The sequence below is a fragment of the Pseudomonas fluorescens genome (assembly GCF_900215245.1).
GTDB classification, from domain to species: Bacteria; Pseudomonadota; Gammaproteobacteria; order Pseudomonadales; family Pseudomonadaceae; genus Aquipseudomonas; species Aquipseudomonas fluorescens.
This window is the reverse complement of record NZ_LT907842.1, coordinates 863,038-883,350: the sequence shown is the minus strand read 5'-3', so window position 1 is coordinate 883,350 and position 20,313 is coordinate 863,038. Positions and strand designations below refer to the sequence as shown.

The following is a 20,313-nucleotide window of genomic DNA, read 5'->3' as shown; positions in this document are numbered from 1 at the left end:
GGCCCCGGACGTATTACAGCGCCTAGACTTTGCCGATCTTCAGCACAGGAACAGCCCGTGACTACCCTTTTCTGGTACGACTATGAAACCACCGGCATCAACCCGCGCAGCGATCGTCCGCTCCAGGTCGCCGGTGTTCGTACCGACCTCGAACTCAACGAGGTCGGCCCGCCGGTCAACCTTTATTGCCGGCCGAGCGACGACATCCTGCCGCACCCGGCGGCCTGCGCGATAACCGGTATTACCCCCGACATCCTGGCAGAGAAGGGCCTGGCCGAAGCCGACTTCATGACGCGCGTACACGCCGAGTTGGCCGCGCCGGGCACCTGTGGGGCCGGCTACAACACTTTGCGCTTTGATGATGAAATGACGCGCTACAGCCTGTACCGCAACTTTTTTGACCCCTACGCCCGGGAGTGGCAGGGCGGCAACAGTCGCTGGGACTTGATCGACGTGGTCCGCACAGCCTATGCGCTGCGCCCCGAAGGCATTGTCTGGCCCGAGCAGGATGGTCGCGTTACCCTCAAGCTTGAGCGTTTGACCGACGCCAATGGCATCGACCATGGTCAGGCCCACGATGCGTTGTCCGACGTCCGCGCCACCATTGCCTTGGCCCGTTTGGTCCGTGAGAAACAGCCCAAGCTGTATGAATGGTTATTCCAACTGCGCAGCAAACAGCGGGTGATGGATCAGGTTCGCCTGTTGCAACCCATGGTGCATATCTCAGGTCGTTTTTCCGCCGCGCGCCATTACCTGGGCGTGGTACTGCCTCTGGCCTGGCACCCGCGCAATCGCAATGCATTGATTGTCTGTGACCTTGGGCTCGACCCGCAGGGTTTGCTGGACCTGGACGCCGATACCTTGCGCCAGCGGCTCTACACGCGCCGTGACGACCTGACGGACGGTGAACTGCCGGTGCCGCTCAAGTTGTTGCATATCAACCGCTGTCCGGTCGTTGCGCCCTTGAGTGTGCTGAGGGCTCAGGATCGTGAGCGCCTTCAGTTGGATATGGATGTCTGTCAGGCACGCGCGCTGCGACTAACTGACGCACAGGAAGTTTGGCGCGACAAGTTGGCGGCGATTTATGCCGAGGAAGATTTTGTGCCGAGTCAGGACCCGGAGCAGCAGCTCTATGACGGTTTTATTGGTGACCGCGACCGGCGTTTATGCGAACAAGTCCGAGCGGCTGAACCTTCACAGTTAGCACATCAGCAGTGGCCTTTTGATGATCATCGATTGCCGGAATTATTATTCCGCTACCGGGCTCGTAACTTTCCGGAGACCTTGAACAACGAGGAGCAACAGCGCTGGAAACTTTTTTGCCAGCAACGTTTGTCAAACCCGGAGTGGGGCGCGCCGAATACCTTGTTGGCATTTAAGCAGGCACGTGAGGAGTTGGCCGTTAGTGCTACATCGTTTCAGTGCCAGGTGCTGCACCAATGGCAGGAATATGCCGATTCTTTAGCGGCCCGCCTGGACCTGTAGCCTGGTCATTGGAGAGTATTCAGACAATAAAAAACGCCAGCAAGCTGGCGTTTTTTATGTGTTGCATATCAGGCGACAGCCCGACCAGGCTTAGCCCAGCAGGGTAGCCCAACCTTCAACGACGTCGCCGCCCCACTTGGCTTTCCACTCTTTCAGCGTTTTGTGGTTGCCACCTTTGGTTTCAATCACTTCGCCGTTGTGCGGGTTCTTGTATTGCTTGACCTTGCGAGCACGCTTGGTGCCGGTAGTTTTCACAGCGCCACGAGGTGCTTTGACTTTCGATTCCGGATCCAGCAGCGCGATGATGTCACGCAGGGATTTGGAGTATTCACCCATCAGGGTGCGCAGTTTGCCTTCGAATTCCAGCTCGGTTTGCAGCTTGTCGTCTTGGGACAGGTTCTTCAAACGGGCTTGCAGCTCTTTGATAGCTTCTTCGGTGGCGCGGTATTCGTTGATCAGAGACATGGGGACTACCTTATGTAGAGCACTGATTGACAGGGAGTGGCCCAATAATAGTCAGGCAATTTCCTCAAGTAAACATATAAGGAGCTATTTATGTGAATTACTTTGAATGTTTGTGGCAATGCTATGCAATCGAGTTAATTAGTAGGTGGTAGGCGTAAAGATAATCTCGTTTTATTTTTGATAACTGCCTGAGTGTGCGGTGGCAGCGTCATATAGCAGCGCTAAACCCTTACGCTATTAAGGGATGTCGCCAGGCCGGGTGTGCAGATTAAGCCGCAAGGAATACTGCAGTTTTTCTGCGTAATCGCTAGAATGGCGACCTTTGCGAAGTTCTGGAGTTTTCCCCTAATGCGCACTTTTCGGCTGGTGATTGCTTGCCCGGACCGGGTTGGCATCGTTGCCAAAGTCAGTAACTTTCTGGCCTCCCACAACGGTTGGATCACCGAGGCGAGCCATCACTCGGACGATCTCAGCGGTTGGTTTTTCATGCGTCACGAAATTCGTGCCGACACGCTGCCCTTTGGCCTTGAAGCTTTTCGTGAGGCGTTTGCGCCGATCGCCGAAGAGTTTTCGATGACCTGGCACATCACCGACACGGAGCAGAAAAAGCGCGTGGTACTGATGGCCAGTCGTGAGTCCCATTGCCTGGCTGACCTGCTGCACCGCTGGCACAGCGATGAGCTGGACTGTGAGATCGCCTGTGTGATTTCCAACCATGACGACCTGCGCAGCATGGTCGAATGGCACGGCATCCCGTATTACCACGTGCCGGTCAACCCACAGGATAAAGAGCCGGCGTTCGCCGAGGTCTCTCGCCTGGTCAAGCAGCATGAAGCTGACGTCGTCGTGCTGGCGCGCTACATGCAAATCCTGCCGCCGGAACTGTGCCGCGAATACGCGGGTAAGGTGATCAATATTCACCACAGCTTCCTGCCGTCGTTTGTGGGGGCCAAGCCTTACCACCAAGCCTCCTTGCGTGGCGTGAAGCTGATTGGCGCAACCTGCCACTACGTCACCGAAGAGTTGGACGCCGGCCCGATCATCGAGCAGGACGTCGTGCGCGTCAGCCACAGCGACAGCATCGAAGACATGGTGCGTTTCGGCCGTGACGTCGAGAAGATGGTTCTGGCCCGTGGCCTGCGCTACCACTTGGAAGATCGCGTGCTGGTGCACGGCAATAAGACGGTCGTGTTCTGATCGCGACGTACTTATTGAAGAATAAGGGGCCTGGGCGTTAAATCGTCCCAGGCCCTTTTTCTTTGCCTGTCATTGAGGATTGATGGATGAGCGATCCGCTGGACAAAGCCACCTCCAAAGCCCCGGCGACGCTGGGGGAGGGGTGTTTGAGCCGGTTTGACCCGGATGAGCTGGACGCAGAGGACGGCACCGAGTTTCCCGGTGCCGCGCAGCTATGGGCGCGCGAACAGGCCAAACTCGAGCCCAAGGACGAATAGTGGCCCGCCGCCATGCCAGGCGGCAGGCTGTCCGCATCAGATCCGGAAGCTGCCCACCAACTGCTTCAAGCGGGATGCCTGTTGCTCCAGGTCGGTACACGCACGCAGCGTTGAGTGCAGGTTTTCCACACCTTCCTGGTTGAGGGTGTTGATCTCGGTGATGTCCATGTTGATCGACTCCACCACCGAGGTCTGTTCTTCGGTAGCGGTGGCCACTGACTGGTTCATGCCGTCGATCTCGCCAATGCGCTGGGTCACGCTGTTGAGGCGTTCGCCGGCCAGGTTGGCGATGTCCACACTCTCAAGGCTATGGCGCTGGCTTTCGCTCATGGTGCTGACCGATTCCCGGGCGCCGACTTGCAGCTCTTCAATCATCTTTTGCACTTGTTGCGCCGATTCCTGGGTGCGGTGCGCCAGGTTGCGCACTTCATCAGCCACCACCGCAAACCCGCGCCCGGCTTCCCCCGCGCGCGCCGCTTCGATCGCGGCGTTAAGTGCCAGCAGGTTGGTTTGCTGGGAAATGCTGGTGATGACCTCCAGAATTTGCCCGATATTCACGGTCTTGCTGTTGAGCGCTTCGATATTGCTGCTGGAAGCACTGATCATCGCGGATAACTTGGTCATCGCCGTGATATTGCGATCGACCACTTGCTGACCGTCTTCGGCCAATTGCCGCGCATCGCTGGCCTGGCCGGAAGCCTGCGCAGCATTACGGGCGATCTCTTGTGCAGCGGCGCCCAGTTGGTTGATGGCGGCGGCGACACTGTTGGTACGGTTGGCCTGCTCGTCGGAGTTGACCATGGACGAGTTGGACGCACTGACCACGCGCAGGGCGACTTCGTTGACCTGCTCGGTGGCCGAGGACACTTCACGAATCGATGTATGAATCCGTTCCACGAAACGGTTGAATGCGTTACCCAACGTGCCAAATTCGTCGTGATTCTGGATGTTCAGGCGGCGTGTCAGGTCACCTTCGCCATCGGCGATGTCCTGCATGGCACGGGTCATCACGTGCAGGGGTTGCAACAGCACACGGATCAGCATGCCGAGGAGCGCGATGATGATCACCACGGCAATGATCGTGGCGATGACGGCTGAGGTACGAAATTTGCTGAGCATGGCGAAGGCTTTGTCTTTATCCACCGAGACGCCCAGGTACCAGTTCACCGACGGCAGGCCCTTGATCGGGGTAAAGGTGACGATGTTGTCCTTGCCGTTGGCTTCAACATGGCTGAAGTCACCGCTGATTTTTGGTGTGTTTTTCGGGTACACGTCAGCCAGGGTTTTCATCACCAGGTTTTTGTCCGGGTGCACCAGCACTTTGCCGTCAGCACTGACCAGGAAGGCATAGCCCATGTCACCGAAGTTCAGCGCACTGATGTTATCCACCAGGGTTTGCAGGCTCAGGTCGCCGCCGACCACGCCGATGCTCTGGCCGGTCTTGGTGGTGCTGGGGGTGGCAACAGAAATGATCAACTGCCCGGTAGCGGCGTCGATGTACGGTTCGGTCAGGGTCGAGCCGTTGCTGCTCTGGGCGCCTTTATACCAGGGGCGAACCCGTGGATCGAAGCCATCCGGCATCTTGGTGTCGGGGCGGATGGTGAAGGCGCCTTTGCTGTCACCCACGTAGGTTGCCATGAACGAGGAGGTCAGGGCCTTCTGCTCGAGCAGGCTGGCAACCACACTGGGGTCAGGATTGATGGCGATGTTTTGTGCCGCATTCTCTACCAGGGCAATACGACCGGTCAGCCAGGTTTGAATATTGCTGGCGGTGACATCGCTCATTTCATGCAGGTAACTATTGAGGTCGTCGCGAATCGCGTTGCGTTGCAGGTAGTCGTTATAAAGGGTAAACAGCGCGAAAGCGGCGATGACGATAAGGGAGGCTGCAAGCAGGATCTTGTGGCTGAAGCGCAGGTTTTTATTCATGGCTTGTAGGGTCCGCTAAGGTCTTAATATCCGAAGCGCATCCTCATGGGATACGCAAAATGACAGCGTCAAAAAAGGTGTGATACTGCTGGTAATAGCTCTGTGAGTCCCTGTAGGAGCTATCTGACCTATTTTTAGACTTTGTGGGTCTTACATCTGTCTGTATCGACCTGGCGGCACTAAAGATTAACCAAAGGTGACGAAATGCCTGATTCCTCGCAACTCCTTATCGGCGCTGGCCTTGATGGCCAACCCATCGCCCAGGCCATGCGTCTGGCCAACCGTCACGGGTTGATTGCCGGCGCCACCGGCACGGGCAAGACCGTCACGTTGCAGCGCCTGGCGGAGGCCTTCAGTGAGGCGGGTGTGGCGGTGTTCGCCGCGGATATCAAGGGCGACCTGTGTGGTCTGGGGGCGGCGGCCAACCCGCAAGGTAAAGTCGCCGAGCGCATCGCGGGTATGCCCTTCCTTAACTACACGGCCAAGGCTTATCCGGTGACGCTGTGGGATATCCACGGGCAGTCCGGTCATCCGCTTCGCACCACCATCAGCGAAATGGGGCCTTTATTGCTCGGCAGCCTGCTGGAGCTCACCGACAGCCAGCAGTCGGCACTCTATGCCACGTTCAAGGTGGCTGACCGCGAAGGGTTGTTGCTGCTCGACCTCAAGGACCTCAAGGCATTGCTCAACCACCTGCGTTATCACCCGCAATTGCTGGGCGACGATGCAGCGCTGATGACTACTGGCTCCAGCCAGGCACTGCTGCGGCGCCTGGCCGTGCTCGAACAGCAAGGTGCCGAAGCCTTGTTTGGTGAGCCGGCCCTGCAACTTGAGGATATTTTGCAGCCGGCCAGTGATGGCCGTGGGCGCATCCACCTGCTCGACGCCAGCCGCTTGGTGCATGAAGCGCCTAAGGTCTACGCGACCTTCCTGCTGTGGCTGCTGGCCGAGCTGTTCGAACAGTTGCCAGAACGCGGTGACGCCGATAAGCCGCTGCTGGCGTTGTTTTTCGACGAAGCGCATTTGTTGTTCGCCGATACACCCAAGGCTTTGCAGGACCGACTGGAGCAAGTGGTCCGTTTGATCCGGTCCAAAGGTGTCGGTGTGTACTTCGTCACTCAGTCTCCCGGTGATTTGCCTGACACGGTATTGGCGCAATTGGGCTTGCGTATTCAGCACGGTCTGCGTGCGTTCACCACTAAAGAGCAGAAATCCTTGCGCGCCGTGGCGGACGGTTTCCGGCCTAACCCGGCGTTCGATGCCTTGTCGGTATTGACTGAGTTGGGCACCGGTGAGGCATTGGTGGGCACTTTGCAGGAAAAGGGCACACCAGAAGTCGTCCAGCGCGTGCTGGTCGCACCGCCACAGTCGCGCATCGGGCCGCTGAGCGAGGCCGAACGTGCGGCCTTGATCGCCAGTTCGCCATTGCAGGGGCGGTATGACAAGCCGATTGACCGGGAGTCGGCCTATGAAGTGCTGATGGCGCGCAAGGAACTTGGGGTCAGCGAAGAGGCGAAGCCCGCCGCCGAAGAGCCGAGCTTTACCGACAAAGCGGGTGCCTTTCTGGGCACCACGGCTGGCAAGGCACTCAAGTCGGCGATGCAGCAGGCCGCCAATCAGATGGGGCGGCAGCTGGTGCGGGGCTTGTTGGGGTCGTTATTGGGCGGCAGCAAGCGCAAATAACGCTTCAGGATTTGGGTTTGCCGTGGGCGGCCAACCGCTCGAGCGCCGCGCGCAAGCCCGGGTCACTGATGCCGTCAGCCGTTGCCTGAATGGTTTCGGCGGCGTTCTCCGAGAGGTCCATCGTGTGCCCCGCCGCGCCTTGCTGCACGGTGGGCGGCTGCACCTTGAACTGGATACGGGTCAAGCTGGCAAACTCATCAAATGCCATCAATTGTCGCTGCAGGCGTTTTTGCTGATAGCGCAAACGGGTTGCCCAATGGCCGTCGGTGACAATTAACAGCAAATTACCCTCGCGCCAGGACGCCACATGGCAATGCTCACGGGCAGCAGGTTGCAGCTGGCTTTCGACCAGGCGTTGCAAATGGCCCAAGCGTTGTGCGTGGCCAAAGATGGCTTTTAACGGCTTGGCTTCGCGAAGCAACACGCTGGGCGCGCGGGCTGTAAGAGGGCGAAATGCCATGTTTAGACACCTTAAGTAACAGAGCCGCCATCTTAGCAGAAAGCGCCTGAGCGGCCCCAGGCAATGCGATAGCAGGGTAATGCTCGTGAAATCAATAGGTAACTTCTGCGCTCCATGGGTTGAAGTTCCCGCAAAAGCCCTTATTTTAAACAGGCCCTCTCACCGCCCCATGCCAGCATCGGGGAACAACGCCACTTTCCTCACCCACGATTCCGGGTAGAATGCGCGTTCGCATGCGGCCGTGAGGGCTGCTCGGGCCACTGACGGTGCGCCCTCCATCCCTATGTGTGGAAGAACCTGCCGATATGTTTGCGCCTTTGTTAAAGAAACTTTTTGGAAGCAAGAATGAGCGCGAAGTCAAACGCATGCTCAAGACGGTGCAGCTGGTTAATGCCTTCGAAGAGCAGATGGTTGCCCTTTCGGACGAGCAATTGCGCGCCAAGACCCAAGAGTTCAAGGCCCGCATAGCCAAAGGTGAAACCCTCGACAAGCTGCTTCCCGAAGCCTTTGCGGTCGCCCGTGAAGCCGGTAAGCGTGTCATGGGCATGCGCCACTTCGACGTCCAGTTGATCGGCGGCATGACCTTGCATGAAGGCATGATTGCCGAAATGCGTACGGGTGAAGGCAAGACCCTGGTGGCAACCCTGGGTGTTTACCTCAACGCACTGTCCGGCAAGGGCGTGCACGTTGTGACGGTGAACGACTACCTGGCCCGCCGGGACGCCAATTGGATGCGCCCGCTGTATGAATTCCTCGGCCTGACCGTCGGCGTGGTAACGCCGTTCCAGCCGCCGGAAGAGAAGCGTGCCGCCTACGCTGCCGACATCACCTACGGCACCAACAACGAATTCGGTTTCGACTACCTGCGCGACAACATGGCGTTCAGCATGGAAGAAAAATTCCAGCGCGAACTCAACTTTGCCGTGATCGACGAAGTCGACTCCATCCTGATCGACGAAGCCCGTACTCCGCTGATCATCTCCGGCCAGGCCGAAGACAGCTCGCGCCTGTACACCGAGATCAACAAGTTGATCCCGCGTCTGGTGCAGCACATCGAGGAAGTGGAAGGCGTGGTGACCAAAGAAGGTCACTTCAGCATCGACGAGAAGACCCGTCAGGTTGAGCTCAACGAAGCCGGTCACCAGTTCGTCGAAGAGATGCTGACCCAGATCGGCGAGTTGGCCGAAGGTGAAAGCCTGTACTCGGCGCACAATCTGGGCCTGTTGACCCACGTGTATGCGGGCCTGCGCGCTCACAAGTTGTTCCATCGCAACGTTGAATACATCGTCCAGGACGGCCAGGTCGTACTGGTTGACGAACACACCGGCCGTACCATGCCGGGGCGTCGTCTGTCCGAAGGCCTGCACCAGGCTATCGAAGCCAAGGAAGGGCTCAACATCCAGGCTGAAAGCCAGACGTTGGCGTCCACCACGTTCCAGAACTACTTCCGTCTGTACAACAAACTGTCCGGCATGACCGGTACGGCCGACACCGAAGCATTCGAATTTCATCAGATCTACAACCTGGCTGTGATGGTGATTCCACCGAACAAGCCGCTGGCGCGTAAAGACTTCAACGACCTGGTGTTCCTGACCGCCGAAGAGAAATACGCGGCGATCATCAACGACATCAAGGACGGCATGGCCCAGGGGCGTCCGATCCTGGTGGGTACCGCGACCATCGAAACGTCCGAGCACGTGTCCAACCTGCTCAACAAGGAAGGCATCGAGCACAAGGTCCTCAACGCCAAGTTCCACGAAAAAGAAGCCGAGATCATCGCCCAGGCCGGTCGCCCAGGCGCACTCACCATCGCCACCAACATGGCCGGTCGTGGTACCGACATTCTGTTGGGCGGTAACTGGGAAGTGGAAGTGGCCTCGCTCGACAACCCGACCCCTGAGCAGATCGCCCAGATCAAGGCCGACTGGCAGAAACGCCACCAGGCTGTGCTCGAATCCGGCGGCTTGCAGGTGATCGCGTCCGAGCGTCACGAATCGCGCCGTATCGATAACCAGCTGCGTGGTCGTGCCGGTCGTCAGGGTGACGCCGGTTCCAGCCGTTTCTACCTGTCTCTCGAAGACAGCCTGATGCGTATCTTTGCCTCGGACCGCGTGAAGAACTTCATGAAAGCCTTGGGCATGCAGTCCGGTGAAGCGATCGAGCACCGCATGGTGACCAACGCCATCGAGAAGGCCCAGCGCAAGGTAGAAGGCCGTAACTTCGACATTCGTAAGCAACTGCTTGAGTTCGATGACGTCAACAACGAACAGCGTAAAGTGATCTATCACATGCGTAACACGTTGCTGGCCGCCGACAACATTGGCGAGACCATTGCCGATTTCCGTCAGGACGTGCTCAACGCTACCGTCAGCGCCCATATCCCGCCACAGTCCCTGCCTGAGCAGTGGGATGTTGCCGGTCTGGAAGCTGCGTTGAAGAGCGATTTCGGGGTCGACTTGCCGGTTCAACAGTGGCTGGACGAAGACGACCACCTGTACGAAGAAACCCTGCGCGAGAAGCTGATGACCGAGCTGCTGGCCGCGTACAACGAGAAAGAAGAGCAGGCGAGTGCCGAAGCACTGCGCACCTTCGAGAAACAAATCGTACTGCGCGTGCTGGACGACCTGTGGAAAGACCACCTGTCGACCATGGACCACCTGCGTCACGGTATCCACCTGCGTGGCTACGCCCAGAAGAACCCGAAGCAAGAGTACAAGCGCGAGTCTTTCACGCTGTTCTCCGAGCTGCTGGATTCGATCAAGCGCGATTCGATTCGCGTGCTGTCCCACGTTCAGGTGCGTCGCGAAGACCCGATCGAGGAAGAAGCTCGCCTGCGTCAGGAAGCCGAAGCACTGGCTGCGCGCATGCAGTTCCAGCATGACGAAGCCCCCGGTCTGGAAGCCCCGGAAGTCCTGGGCGAAGAGGTCGATGTGGCCTTGGCTCAAGCCCCGGTTCGCAATGATCAGAAGCTGGGTCGCAACGAACTGTGCTGGTGCGGTTCGGGCAAGAAGTTCAAACACTGCCACGGCGAAATCAACTAAGATTTTTGCCTGACGCTGCAACACCCCGCGCCGCGACCGGCTTTTGCCGTCGCGGCGTTTTGCCATTAATTCACCGTCGATAGCGACGGCACAGACATCACCTATTTTTAAGGAGCGCATTCATGGCTGTTGGTCTTGGTCCTTTGCCCACATTGCACCCGGTTGCCGGTTTTGAACTCGGTATCGCTTCGGCCGGCATCAAACGCCCGGGGCGCAAGGATGTGGTGGTGATGCGCTGTGCCGAAGGCTCGACGGTCGCGGGTGTGTTCACCCTCAATGCCTTCTGCGCCGCACCGGTTATCCTGGCCAAGCAACGCGTTGCCGGCCCGATCCGTTACCTGCTGACCAACACCGGCAATGCCAACGCCGGCACCGGCGAGCCTGGTCTGGTCGCCGCAGCCCGCACTTGCGCCAAGCTGGCCCAACTGACCGGCGTGGACGCCAGCCAAGTGCTGCCATACTCCACCGGCGTGATCGGCGAGCCGTTGCCTGTGGAAAAGATCGAAGGTGCATTGCAAGCGGCGCTGGACGACCTGTCTGTGGATAACTGGGCGGCTGCGGCCACCGGTATCATGACCACCGACACGCTGCCCAAGGGCGCGAGCCGTCAGTTCGTGCACGACGGTGTGACCATCACCGTGACCGGCATCAGCAAGGGCGCGGGCATGATCCGTCCGAACATGGCCACCATGCTCGGCTACATTGCCACCGACGCCAAAGTCTCTCGCGACGTGCTGCAGCGCCTGATGCTGGACGGCGCCAACAAGTCGTTCAACCGCATTACCATCGATGGCGACACCTCGACCAACGACTGCTGCATGCTGATCGCGACCGGCCAGGCCAGCCTGCCGGAAATCACCTCCACCGAGGGCCCGCTGTTCGCGGCGCTGAAACAGGCCGTGTTCGAAGTGTGCATGGACGTGGCCCAGGCCATCGTGCGCGACGGTGAAGGCGCGACCAAGTTCGTCACCGTTGAAGTCAACGGCGGCGGCAATCATCAGGAATGCCTGGACGTCGGCTATACCGTGGCGCATTCGCCGCTGATCAAGACCGCCTTGTTCGCCTCCGACCCGAACTGGGGCCGCATCCTCGCCGCCGTTGGGCGTGCCGGCGTGCCTGACCTGGACGTGAGCAAGATCGACGTGTTCCTCGGCGACGTGTGCATTGCCAGCCGTGGCGCGCGCGCCGAAACCTACACCGAAGCCCAAGGCTCGGCCGTGATGCAGCAGGAAGAAATCACCATCCGTATCGAGCTGGGTCGCGGTGAGTGCAGCGAAACCATCTGGACCACTGACCTGTCCCACGAGTACGTGAAGATCAATGCGGAATACCGCACCTGATAGCCAAGAGGATAAGCGCGGTGAAACGAGTGCATGTAGCAGCAGCGGTGATCCGCGGTGTCGACGGCAGAATCCTGCTGGCGCGCCGCGCGGATACTCAGCACCAGGGCGGCCTGTGGGAGTTTCCCGGCGGCAAGGTGGAGGCTGAAGAATCGGTCGCCACCGCGCTGTCCCGCGAGTTGAAGGAAGAGCTGGGCATTCAGGTCACCACGGCGCGACCGTTGATCAAGGTGCAGCATGACTACGCCGACAAGCAGGTGTTGCTGGATGTCTGGGAAGTCTCGGCCTTTACCGGCGAGCCCCATGGTGCCGAAGGGCAGCCGTTGGAATGGGTCGCCCCGCGGGATTTGCCCAACTATGAGTTCCCTGCGGCCAATGCTCCAATCGTCGCAGCGGCGCGGTTACCGGCCGAGTACCTGATTACTCCGGGTGAGCTGGAAACCCCAACGCTGCTGCGCGGTATTCAGAAAGCCATTGCCGGTGGCATCAAGCTCATTCAGCTGCGTGCGCCCAACGGTTACGACCCGAAATACCGTGACCTGGCGGTGGATGCTGTTGGCCTGTGTGCCGGCAAGGCGCAATTGATGCTCAAAGGGCCGTTTGAATGGCTGGGGGATTTTCCGGCGGCGGGTTGGCACATGACCTCGGCGCAGCTGCATAAATACGCGAGCAAGGGCCGACCGTTGCCGAAGGATCGCTGGTTGGCGGCCTCGTGCCATAACGCTGAAGAACTGGCGCTGGCGCAAATGATGGATGTGGATTTCGTTACGCTGTCGCCGGTGCAACCGACCCAGACTCACCCTGATGCCCAGCCGTTGGGTTGGGAGCTGGCTGCACAGTTGATCCGTGGGTTCAGCAAGCCGGTGTTTCTGTTGGGCGGGGTTGGGCCTGCCGAGCGGGAGCAGGCTTGGGACGCTGGCGCTCAGGGTGTGGCGGGCATTCGGGCGTTCTGGCCTGAGGTTTAATGTTGTTCTGAATGGCCCCTTCGCGAGCAAGCCCGCTCCCACACTTGACCGAGTTCCCACGTTGGAATGCAGTCAAATGTGGGAGCGGGCGTGCTCGCGAAGAGGCCAGATCAGTCACCAAACAAACATCAGTGTGGCTTAGCCGCCGCCTGCCAAAGAATTTCAGCAACACCCTGGCGCTTGGCAATCACCCTGGCCGCCACAAACAACAAATCCGACAGCCGATTGATATACGCCAACCCCAGGCCTTCCAACGGCTCAACCGCATTCAAATGCTGACACCGCCGTTCCGCACTGCGCGCTACGCTGCGGCACACGTGGGCCTGGGCAATCAGCGCTGAGCCACCGGGCAGGATGAAGTTTTCCAACGACCCGACTTCCTCGTTCCAGCGATCAATCGCGGCTTCCAACCGATCGACTTCGGCCGCATTCAACGCCTTGTACACCGGCATTGCCAGTTCACCGCCGAGGTCGAACAAACGATGCTGGCAGGGTGTGAGCACTTCAATCACATCCATCAGTGCCGGATGCTTGCCGCTCTGTTCTTCAAGGTTGGCCAGCAGCAAACCCAACTGACTGTTCAGCGTGTCGACCTCGCCAATCGCTTCCACCCGAGGGTGGTCCTTGGGGACGCGGCGGCCGTCGCCGAGGCCCGTCTCGCCGTTGTCGCCGGTGCGGGTGTAGATCTTCGACAGGCGAAAGCCCATGGTCATTGCTCCAGTTGAGTCAGTTCATTGGGTGGCATTTGGCTGCCGGCCAAAGGCAGGCGCAGTGTGAAGCAGGTGCCCTGGCCGAGGGTGGAGTGCACCTCCATCTGCCCCTTATGGTTGTTGGTAATGATGAAGTACGACACCGACAGCCCAAGCCCGGTGCCTTGGCCAATTTCCTTGGTGGTGAAAAACGGCTCGAACGTGCGTTTGCGCACGTTTTCGCTCATGCCGATGCCGTTGTCTTCCACTTGGATCTCCGCCCACGGCGGATTGAGGCGGGTACGCAGGATAATTCGCCCAGGCTCACGGTCGTCTTCGCGCAGGTGAATGGCCTGGGCGGCGTTTTTGAGCAGGTTGAGCAGCACCTGTTCGAGTTCGTTGGCAGTGCCGGGAACCGGGCCCAGTTGCGGGTCGAACTGGCGAATGATCGCCTGGCCTTTGAAGTCAAAGCCGATTGTCAGGTCGAAGTCATTACCGGCAATTTCCACGGCCTGATCGATCAGTGCCGGCAAATCGCAAGGTGCCATCTGGCGATTACTGCGGCGGCTGAAACTGAGCATGTGGGTAACGATTTTCGCCGCTCGGGCGCCTGCCTGCTGAATGCCGTCGAGCAGTTGCGGTACTTCGCGGCTTTGCAGGTATTGGTTGACCGTGTCCAGTTCGATGCCCGCCTGTTCGGCGTACTCCAGGTTTTTGGGCAGGTCGGGAGACAGGCGGCGGCGGATATTCTGCACGTTGTGCAGGATAGCCCCCAGCGGGTTGTTGATCTCATGGGCCATGCCTGCGGCAAGGCCGCCGACGGAGAGCATTTTTTCCGACTGCACCATCATTTCTTCCAGGGACAAGCGCTGGGTGATGTCGTCGATACGAATGACCACGCCGCGCCCGGCGCCGCCCATCAATGGATAGAAGGTCAGGGCGTAATGCTTGGGCTCGTCATCCTTGATCCACGTGACGCGCTCAATGCGTTCCACCGTGTGTTGCTCGACCGTCGCCTTGATTTGCGGCAGGTACGGCTTGAGCGGCTGGAAGGCGAGGAAGATCGGCTGATTCAACGCTTCATCCAGGCGCGTGCCGGAAAGGGCCGTCGCTTCCTGGTTCCACTGGGTGACATACAGCTGTTCGTCCAGCGCGATCAATGCCGAGGGCATCGAGTCGATGATGCTGTTGAGGTAGTTCTGGAACCCGGTGAGTTTTTTCTCGATCTTGCTGCGAACCTGCACTTCGAGTTCCAGCTTGCGGTTGGTGTGACGCGTCTCCTCAGCCAGGCCTTGGGCCTGATCGTACGCAGCCTGTGAGTCATCGCGCGCGCGTTTGAGCTGCTGCTCGCGAGCCTCGATACGCGACAACATGGTATTGAACGCTTCGGCCAGGCTGCCGATTTCATCATGGTTGCCGCGTCCGGCGCGCAGGGCGTAGTTCTCCTCGCGGGTCACCTGGCGCGAGAGTTCTTCCAGTTCATGGATTGGGCGCGTGATCAGGCGTTTGATCTGCCGAGCGATGACCAGCCAGAGCAGCACACTGAAAATCAGAATGCCCAAGCTGGCGGTCAGCGTGCCGGTATAGAAGGCCACCGGCAGCTCACTGCTGGCCACCAGCAGTAAATGCCCGGAGGGCTGGCCGGCGCGGGGCAGGGTGATGACCTGGTTGCTGCGAAATTCGGTCAGGCGCCACGCCTCGATCTGCCGGTAGTTGTCTGGCAGATGCAGGCGATTGCCGTGTTGCATCTGCGCCAGGCGGGTGCCCTCGCCGTCGTACAGCGCCGCCGCGCGCAACGGCGAATAGCTGGTCAGCTCATTGAGCAGGGCGTCGGCCTTGGCTGGCGACTCAAGGGCTTCGGCGGCAAGTGACGGGCTGGAAACCAGCCGACCAATGGCCTGCAATGCCTGCGGCGCCATGCTTTCCTGGGAGATCCAATAGGCGGCACTGATAAACGTCAGGTTGGCCACCAGCAATACCGTGGTCAATAGCACCAGCAGGGCGGCCAGCAGTTTCTGCCCTACCGGTAGGTTTTCAAGACGCTGGCGCAGTGGCATCAGGGTTTTTCCAGGTGATAGACAGGTAGGCAGGGTAGCGCGTGCCTCAGTCGCTGGCCAATCCGCGTGCTTGCAAGTAGTCGACCAGGCGCGCCTGCACCTGTTGCAGATGCGGCAGTACCAATTGATGGCGGGCAGCGGCCAGGCAGGCATAGCCCAGCAGGTAGCTGATTTCAGTGCGCCGGGCGTTGGCCACGTCCTGATACATGGAGGAGTAATTGGCGGCAGTGGCCTGGATCACCCTTTGCACTTCGCTGTGCAGATCCTCGGCGGCGGCCGGTTGACCGCAGCACTCAAGCAACTCGGCCAACTCGGCGCACAGGGTTGCGACTTCACACTGATGGGCTTGCAAGCCGCCGTTGCGGCACTGGTAAAGCACGGTCAACGGGTTGATCGCGCAGTTAAGGGCCAGCTTGCGCCACAGCCGAGTGAGGATGTCAGTGCTCCATTCGTGGGGGATGCCGGCGCTGTGCAGGTCTTCCAGCCATAGCGGCGCAGTCGGGTGGCCAACGTCCCCCAGCCAGGTGTAGCCATGGCCGGCAAACACTACGCGCCAGTCGCCATCGCGAAATGCGCCCTCGGTGCTGGAGGCAAAGACGCAGCGCGCCTGGGGCAGTTGCGCGGCCACCGCGTCCTGGCTGCCGAGGCCGTTTTGCAGCAGGATCAGTTCGGCGTCTGGCACCAATCGGTGTTGCAACTGTGCGATGGAGCTCTGGGCATCGTAGGCTTTGCACGCCACCAGTAGGCGATGAATCGGCTCGGGGCTGTCAGGTGTTTCGCCGCTCACTGGGTAGGTGCTTTCTATTCCTTGCTCCACCAGGGTCAGGCCTTTCGCCGTCTGATAGCTGGCCAGGCGCGTTGTGTCGCGCAGGATCAGCCTGACCGGCACGCCCGCGCGCGCCAGGCGCGTGGCCCAGAGTGTGCCCAGGCTGCCGGCGCCGAGAATGTGCCAGGTGGTCGACATGAGTTTGTGCTCCGTAGGGTCGCTCACGGTGAACGGGGCGAAAGAACCGCTATAATGCCAGCGCATTTTAGCTCGGGCGCGCTCCATCTCTACTGAGCCCGCCCCTTATATTGGAGAAATGACATGCCTTCGTTCGACGTGGTATCCGAACTGGACAAACACGAAGTCACCAACGCCGTCGAGAACGCCGTCAAGGAACTGGACCGTCGCTATGACTTGAAAGGCAAGGGCAGCTTCGAATTCAAGGAAAAGGAACTGACCGTCAACCTGACCGCTGAAGCCGATTTCCAGCTGGAAGCGATGATCGAGATCCTGAAGCTGTCTTTGGTCAAGCGCAAGATTGATGCGCAATGCCTTGAAATCAAAGAGGCCTACGCGTCCGGCAAGCTGATGAAGCAGGAAGCGGTCCTCAAGGAAGGTATCGACAAAGAGCTGGCGAAGAAGATCGTTGCCCATGTCAAGGATGCCAAGCTGAAAGTCCAGGCCGCCATCCAGGGTGAGCAGGTTCGCATCACTGGCAAGAAGCGTGATGATTTGCAGGAGGCAATTGCTGCCCTGCGCGCGAAGACCTTCGACATGCCGCTGCAGTTCAATAACTTCCGCGACTGATGGCACTTTGGGGAACCTGTGGGCGTTTTTGACGTCCCACGCCCCAGACTCTGTGCCTACACTTGAGCCCTACGGGGCTCATTTGCGTTTTTAGGCAGTCAATAAAGCCGCACATCCGCGCAACAGGAGAAGATAGATGGATTTAAACGCTGAAGTGGATCACCTGGTCAAGGCCTCGCAGACCTGGATCCCGATGATTATGGAATACGGCAGCCGGGTACTGCTGGCGGTGGTCACCCTGGCCATCGGCTGGTGGTTGATCAATAAACTGACCCATAAGATGGGTCGTCTGTTGGCCATGCGTAACGCAGACCTGGCGCTTCAGAGCTTTGTTACCAGCATTGTGAACATCGTGCTCAAGATCATGCTGGTAATCAGCGTGGCGTCGATGATCGGGGTGGAGACCACGTCGTTCGTTGCGGCGATCGCAGCGGCAGGCTTTGCCATCGGCATGGCACTGCAAGGCAGCCTGACCAACTTCGCCGGCGGCGTACTGATTCTGTTGTTCCGTCCGTTCCGCATCGGTGACTGGATTGAAGCCCAGGGCACTTCCGGTACCGTCGACAGCATCCAGATCTTCCATACCGTGTTGCGTACCGGTGACAACAAAACCGTGATCGTGCCAAACGGCATCCTCTCAAACGGCATCATCACCAACACCAACCGTCAGCCGACCCGTAAGGTGGTGTTCGACGTGGGTGTCGACTATGAAGCTGACCTGCAGAAAGCCCGTGAAGTGCTGCTGGAACTGGCGAAAGACCCACGTGTGCTGGCTGACCCGGCGGCTGTCGCCGTGGTGTCGACCCTGGGCGATAGCTCGATCACCGTGTCTTTGCGTTGCTGGACCAAGACGGCTGATTACTGGGACGTTATGTTCATGCTGAATGAACTGGCGCGTGACCGCCTGAAAGGCGCGGGAATTGATATTCCGTTCCCGCAGCGAGTGATTCGCGTGATGCAGGAACCGGTTGCGAAATAACTAAGTGGCGGGGCGTCGAACTTGGCCGACAGGTCAGGTTCGATGCAAGCATTTAATCTCGTTAGTTAGCTTGCTAGTTATTTCGTCATTGAAATAAAACTGCAATAAAAAAGCCGCTCCTTTGCATGCAAGGGAGCGGCTTTTTATTTAAGGCCGAAGCCTTAACTCATCGTTGTAATCAAACTGGCGATTACAAGATGTTCAGCGGGTATTGCGCGATCAGACGCAGTTCGTCGATAGACGCCGAACCGTAGTACACGCCGTCAGACGAACGATAGGTCGCTTGACGTACGCGCAGGCTCAGGTCTTTCGCTGGGCCGCTCTGGATCACGTATTTGGCTTCGATATCACGTTCCCATTCTTTGGCATTGGTCGTGGTGCCGTTGTCGGCGCCGCTGCCAGTCACATAGCGGGTCATGAAGCTCAGGCCTGGAATGCCGAATTTGGCCATGTTCAGGTCGTAGCGAGCTTGCCAGGATTTTTCACCCTCGGCGTTGAAGTCGGAACGTGCAACGGAGTTAGCCAGGAAGATCGAACCGCCGCCGTCTACGCCGTAGCCGTAGTCGCCATCACCGCTAACCTTCTGGTAGGCCAGGGTAAAGGTGTGAGCGTCGACGGTGTACGCGCCTTGCAAGCTGTAAGCACGGTTGTCGAGCTTGGTGGTGTTGTCTTTTTCAGCACGTTGCAGACCGGCGCCATCGCTTTTGGTGTCGTAGATGTTGAAGTCTACGGCGACCGACTGGTTGTCGGTAAGCGCGTGGGTCCAGTTCACGTTGGCGTAGAGTTTCTTCCAATAGTCTTCGACTTTCGAGTAGTAGAGGCTAGTGGTGAGCTCTGGGGTCCAGGCGTAAACGCCGCCCACGAAGTTAGCCGCTCTCAGGCCGCGACCGGTGTTGGGTTCGGAGCTGCTGATACTGTCTTTGTAGGTGTGATCCTGGGCAACGATCGAGGTGAAGTGACCGGCCTCAAGTTTCAGGTCTTTGATTTCGTTGCTGGTCAGCGAGAAGCCTTGCGGCAGCTCTGGAAGCAGACGGCTGTCATCGGAGGCGAACACCGGTGCGGTGGTGTATTGATCACCGACTTTCAGCACAGTGTTGGAAATACGGAACTTAACCGCAGCGCCGCCTTTGGAGTAGTCGTCTTCCGAGCGACCGTCAGAACCGGTAGGGAACAGACCGGTACCGGCGCGGCCCTTGCCGCTGTCGAGCTTGACGCCCAGCAGGCCAATGGCATCAACACCGAAACCAACGGTGCCTTGGGTAAAGCCGGATTGGTACAGGCCGTTGAAGCCCAGACCGGTTTCTTCGCTGCGGCTTTGGCCGGTGTCGTTGTTGCGCTTGTCACGGCTGAAATACAGCAACCGGGTGTTGATGCTGAAAGTGCTGTCTTCAACAAAACCCTTGGCGTCGTCTTGTGCGGACGCCATTGCGTATTGCGAGGTGCCTGCTGAAACAGCCAGGGCGATCATGCTCCACTTCATCACGCGCATCGTGATTTGCTCCTTTGGTTTTAGGAAGAGTACTGCCGTCCCACCTGTATTTTTATCTGGGCGGCTCTTTCTTTTTTGTGTCGGCGCAAAGTTATATCACGCAGACCCTATTGACGATACTTACCCATCTATCCTTTCAGCTTCTTTACGAGGCTGTCGTAAATTGCTAGTTCCATGTCGCAAATTCACAGCCCGATGTAACAGGGCTGACAACTTAAGTGCTGTTTTCAGACCGCTTTCGAAGTTTGAAGTCGTCCTTGGTGCGCACTCAAACGCTGCTGTTTTTTATCGCGAAACACCTGCTTCCAGGCGGGTGCCCTTGTCGACTATACGAGTGTTAATGCAACAAGCGTGCACAAAGCGGTAACCGAATGTCATTTTTTCGTGAAAACCGTTACGGCAGTGTAAAAACCGCATAAGCACGGGCTTCTTACGTCGTTTACTTTGGGCTTGACGCCCGGGTGTGTCACCTGTGGGGTGGTACACAAAACCTGTGCCAGGGTAAAACGTTACCGGTTCACCCCCTTGAGTGGGTAGTTGGCGGATCTCTTTGAAGCACAGGTGGGTCATTTTGGTGCATCCCGTTCAGGCCCGAATCAGCGTAGCTCAAATATTCGGCTGCCTCGAAAAGGTGCAGCTTTTTTATCCGGTTGCCTCACGGCTCCCCTGCATTGGCCGTGAAGCCTCACGCATTCAAAGGTATG

General features: G+C 58.6%; 16 protein-coding genes and 1 pseudogene. 9 read left to right on the top strand and 8 right to left on the bottom strand.

What is annotated here, in order from left to right; all coding sequences use genetic code 11:
• The first annotated feature begins 57 nt into the window (after window positions 1–57).
• A complete protein-coding gene (sbcB, locus tag CPH89_RS04145) occupies window positions 58–1,485 on the top strand; it encodes an exodeoxyribonuclease I (RefSeq protein WP_053257776.1) in 1,428 nt (475 codons plus the stop codon).
• Window positions 1,486–1,575: 90 nt separating this feature from the next.
• On the opposite strand, the gene mvaT is transcribed toward sbcB, so the two are convergent.
• The gene (gene mvaT, locus CPH89_RS04140; protein WP_005790963.1) at window positions 1,576–1,950 is read right to left on the bottom strand and encodes a histone-like nucleoid-structuring protein MvaT; all 375 of its coding nucleotides are present in this window, start codon (window positions 1,948–1,950) and stop codon (window positions 1,576–1,578) included.
• A gap of 348 nt (window positions 1,951–2,298) precedes the next feature.
• Here mvaT and purU point away from each other — a divergent pair, with 348 nt between their 5' ends.
• Both purU and CPH89_RS30350 read left to right on the top strand, forming a co-directional pair.
• On the top strand, window positions 2,299–3,147 hold the full coding sequence (gene purU / locus CPH89_RS04135; protein WP_005790961.1) for a formyltetrahydrofolate deformylase: 849 nt from the start codon (window positions 2,299–2,301) through the stop codon (window positions 3,145–3,147).
• A gap of 86 nt (window positions 3,148–3,233) precedes the next feature.
• Window positions 3,234–3,404: a hypothetical protein gene (locus tag CPH89_RS30350; protein WP_167422773.1), complete on the top strand. Its 171-nt coding sequence runs from the start codon at window positions 3,234–3,236 to the stop codon at window positions 3,402–3,404.
• Window positions 3,405–3,440: 36 nt separating this feature from the next.
• Here the strand turns inward: CPH89_RS30350 and CPH89_RS30855 are convergent, their stop codons facing one another.
• Both CPH89_RS30855 and CPH89_RS30850 read right to left on the bottom strand, forming a co-directional pair.
• The gene (locus CPH89_RS30855; protein ID WP_371850819.1) at window positions 3,441–4,205 is read right to left on the bottom strand and encodes a methyl-accepting chemotaxis protein; all 765 of its coding nucleotides are present in this window, start codon (window positions 4,203–4,205) and stop codon (window positions 3,441–3,443) included.
• 141 nt (window positions 4,206–4,346) lie between these two features.
• A pseudogene (locus CPH89_RS30850) lies at window positions 4,347–5,189 on the bottom strand (HAMP domain-containing protein); the annotation flags it as partial.
• Window positions 5,190–5,537: 348 nt separating this feature from the next.
• Between CPH89_RS30850 and CPH89_RS04125 the strand changes: the two are divergent.
• Entirely contained in the window at window positions 5,538–7,016 is a 1,479-nt protein-coding gene (locus CPH89_RS04125; protein WP_053257774.1) for a helicase HerA-like domain-containing protein, read from the top strand.
• Between the two features lie 4 nt (window positions 7,017–7,020).
• Here the strand turns inward: CPH89_RS04125 and CPH89_RS04120 are convergent, their stop codons facing one another.
• Window positions 7,021–7,476, bottom strand: coding sequence for a DUF721 domain-containing protein (locus CPH89_RS04120; RefSeq protein WP_053257773.1), 456 nt, complete (start codon window positions 7,474–7,476; stop codon window positions 7,021–7,023).
• Window positions 7,477–7,781: 305 nt separating this feature from the next.
• Here CPH89_RS04120 and secA point away from each other — a divergent pair, with 305 nt between their 5' ends.
• The 3 genes from secA (at window position 7,782) to CPH89_RS04105 (ending at window position 12,822) form a co-directional block, all read left to right on the top strand.
• On the top strand, window positions 7,782–10,517 hold the full coding sequence (gene secA, locus CPH89_RS04115) for a preprotein translocase subunit SecA (RefSeq protein ID WP_053257772.1): 2,736 nt from the start codon (window positions 7,782–7,784) through the stop codon (window positions 10,515–10,517).
• A gap of 122 nt (window positions 10,518–10,639) precedes the next feature.
• Window positions 10,640–11,857 (top strand): bifunctional glutamate N-acetyltransferase/amino-acid acetyltransferase ArgJ, encoded by a 1,218-nt coding sequence (gene argJ / locus CPH89_RS04110; protein ID WP_053257771.1) that lies wholly within the window; start codon window positions 10,640–10,642, stop codon window positions 11,855–11,857.
• Window positions 11,858–11,877: 20 nt separating this feature from the next.
• Window positions 11,878–12,822, top strand: coding sequence for a Nudix family hydrolase (locus CPH89_RS04105; RefSeq protein WP_053257770.1), 945 nt, complete (start codon window positions 11,878–11,880; stop codon window positions 12,820–12,822).
• A 128-nt stretch (window positions 12,823–12,950) separates the two neighbouring features.
• On the opposite strand, the gene CPH89_RS04100 is transcribed toward CPH89_RS04105, so the two are convergent.
• From CPH89_RS04100 to CPH89_RS04090, 3 genes are read right to left on the bottom strand one after another with little or no spacing between them, the layout of a single operon-like run.
• Complete coding sequence (locus CPH89_RS04100) at window positions 12,951–13,529, bottom strand: cob(I)yrinic acid a,c-diamide adenosyltransferase (RefSeq protein ID WP_053257769.1); 579 nt, start codon at window positions 13,527–13,529, stop codon at window positions 12,951–12,953.
• A 2-nt stretch (window positions 13,530–13,531) separates the two neighbouring features.
• Window positions 13,532–15,568 (bottom strand): sensor histidine kinase, encoded by a 2,037-nt coding sequence (locus tag CPH89_RS04095; RefSeq protein ID WP_053257768.1) that lies wholly within the window; start codon window positions 15,566–15,568, stop codon window positions 13,532–13,534.
• A 46-nt stretch (window positions 15,569–15,614) separates the two neighbouring features.
• Window positions 15,615–16,532 carry a putative 2-dehydropantoate 2-reductase gene (locus CPH89_RS04090; RefSeq protein ID WP_053258037.1) on the bottom strand — a complete coding sequence of 306 codons (918 nt, stop codon included), beginning with the start codon at window positions 16,530–16,532 and terminating at the stop codon, window positions 15,615–15,617.
• 123 nt (window positions 16,533–16,655) lie between these two features.
• Between CPH89_RS04090 and CPH89_RS04085 the strand changes: the two genes are divergently transcribed.
• Together CPH89_RS04085 and CPH89_RS04080 are read left to right on the top strand one after the other, a co-directional pair.
• Entirely contained in the window at window positions 16,656–17,141 is a 486-nt protein-coding gene (locus CPH89_RS04085; protein ID WP_053257767.1) for a YajQ family cyclic di-GMP-binding protein, read from the top strand.
• Between the two features lie 136 nt (window positions 17,142–17,277).
• Complete coding sequence (locus CPH89_RS04080) at window positions 17,278–18,120, top strand: mechanosensitive ion channel family protein (protein WP_053257766.1); 843 nt, start codon at window positions 17,278–17,280, stop codon at window positions 18,118–18,120.
• Window positions 18,121–18,310: 190 nt separating this feature from the next.
• Here CPH89_RS04080 and CPH89_RS04075 read toward each other — a convergent pair whose 3' ends face one another.
• Entirely contained in the window at window positions 18,311–19,609 is a 1,299-nt protein-coding gene (locus tag CPH89_RS04075) for an OprD family porin (RefSeq protein WP_053257765.1), read from the bottom strand.
• Window positions 19,610–20,313 lie beyond the last annotated feature (704 nt).

Coding starts and splice junctions, on each gene's coding strand:
- mvaT (WP_005790963.1), bottom strand. CDS start 1,950: ATGTCTCTGATCAACGAATACCGCGCCACCGAAGAAGCTATCAAAGAG.
- purU (WP_005790961.1), top strand. CDS start 2,299: ATGCGCACTTTTCGGCTGGTGATTGCTTGCCCGGACCGGGTTGGCATC.
- CPH89_RS30350 (WP_167422773.1), top strand. CDS start 3,234: ATGAGCGATCCGCTGGACAAAGCCACCTCCAAAGCCCCGGCGACGCTG.
- CPH89_RS30855 (WP_371850819.1), bottom strand. CDS start 4,205: ATGGTCAACTCCGACGAGCAGGCCAACCGTACCAACAGTGTCGCCGCC.
- CPH89_RS04125 (WP_053257774.1), top strand. CDS start 5,538: ATGCCTGATTCCTCGCAACTCCTTATCGGCGCTGGCCTTGATGGCCAA.
- CPH89_RS04120 (WP_053257773.1), bottom strand. CDS start 7,476: ATGGCATTTCGCCCTCTTACAGCCCGCGCGCCCAGCGTGTTGCTTCGC.
- secA (WP_053257772.1), top strand. CDS start 7,782: ATGTTTGCGCCTTTGTTAAAGAAACTTTTTGGAAGCAAGAATGAGCGC.
- argJ (WP_053257771.1), top strand. CDS start 10,640: ATGGCTGTTGGTCTTGGTCCTTTGCCCACATTGCACCCGGTTGCCGGT.
- CPH89_RS04100 (WP_053257769.1), bottom strand. CDS start 13,529: ATGGGCTTTCGCCTGTCGAAGATCTACACCCGCACCGGCGACAACGGC.
- CPH89_RS04095 (WP_053257768.1), bottom strand. CDS start 15,568: ATGCCACTGCGCCAGCGTCTTGAAAACCTACCGGTAGGGCAGAAACTG.
- CPH89_RS04090 (WP_053258037.1), bottom strand. CDS start 16,532: ATGTCGACCACCTGGCACATTCTCGGCGCCGGCAGCCTGGGCACACTC.
- CPH89_RS04085 (WP_053257767.1), top strand. CDS start 16,656: ATGCCTTCGTTCGACGTGGTATCCGAACTGGACAAACACGAAGTCACC.
- CPH89_RS04080 (WP_053257766.1), top strand. CDS start 17,278: ATGGATTTAAACGCTGAAGTGGATCACCTGGTCAAGGCCTCGCAGACC.
- CPH89_RS04075 (WP_053257765.1), bottom strand. CDS start 19,609: ATGCGCGTGATGAAGTGGAGCATGATCGCCCTGGCTGTTTCAGCAGGC.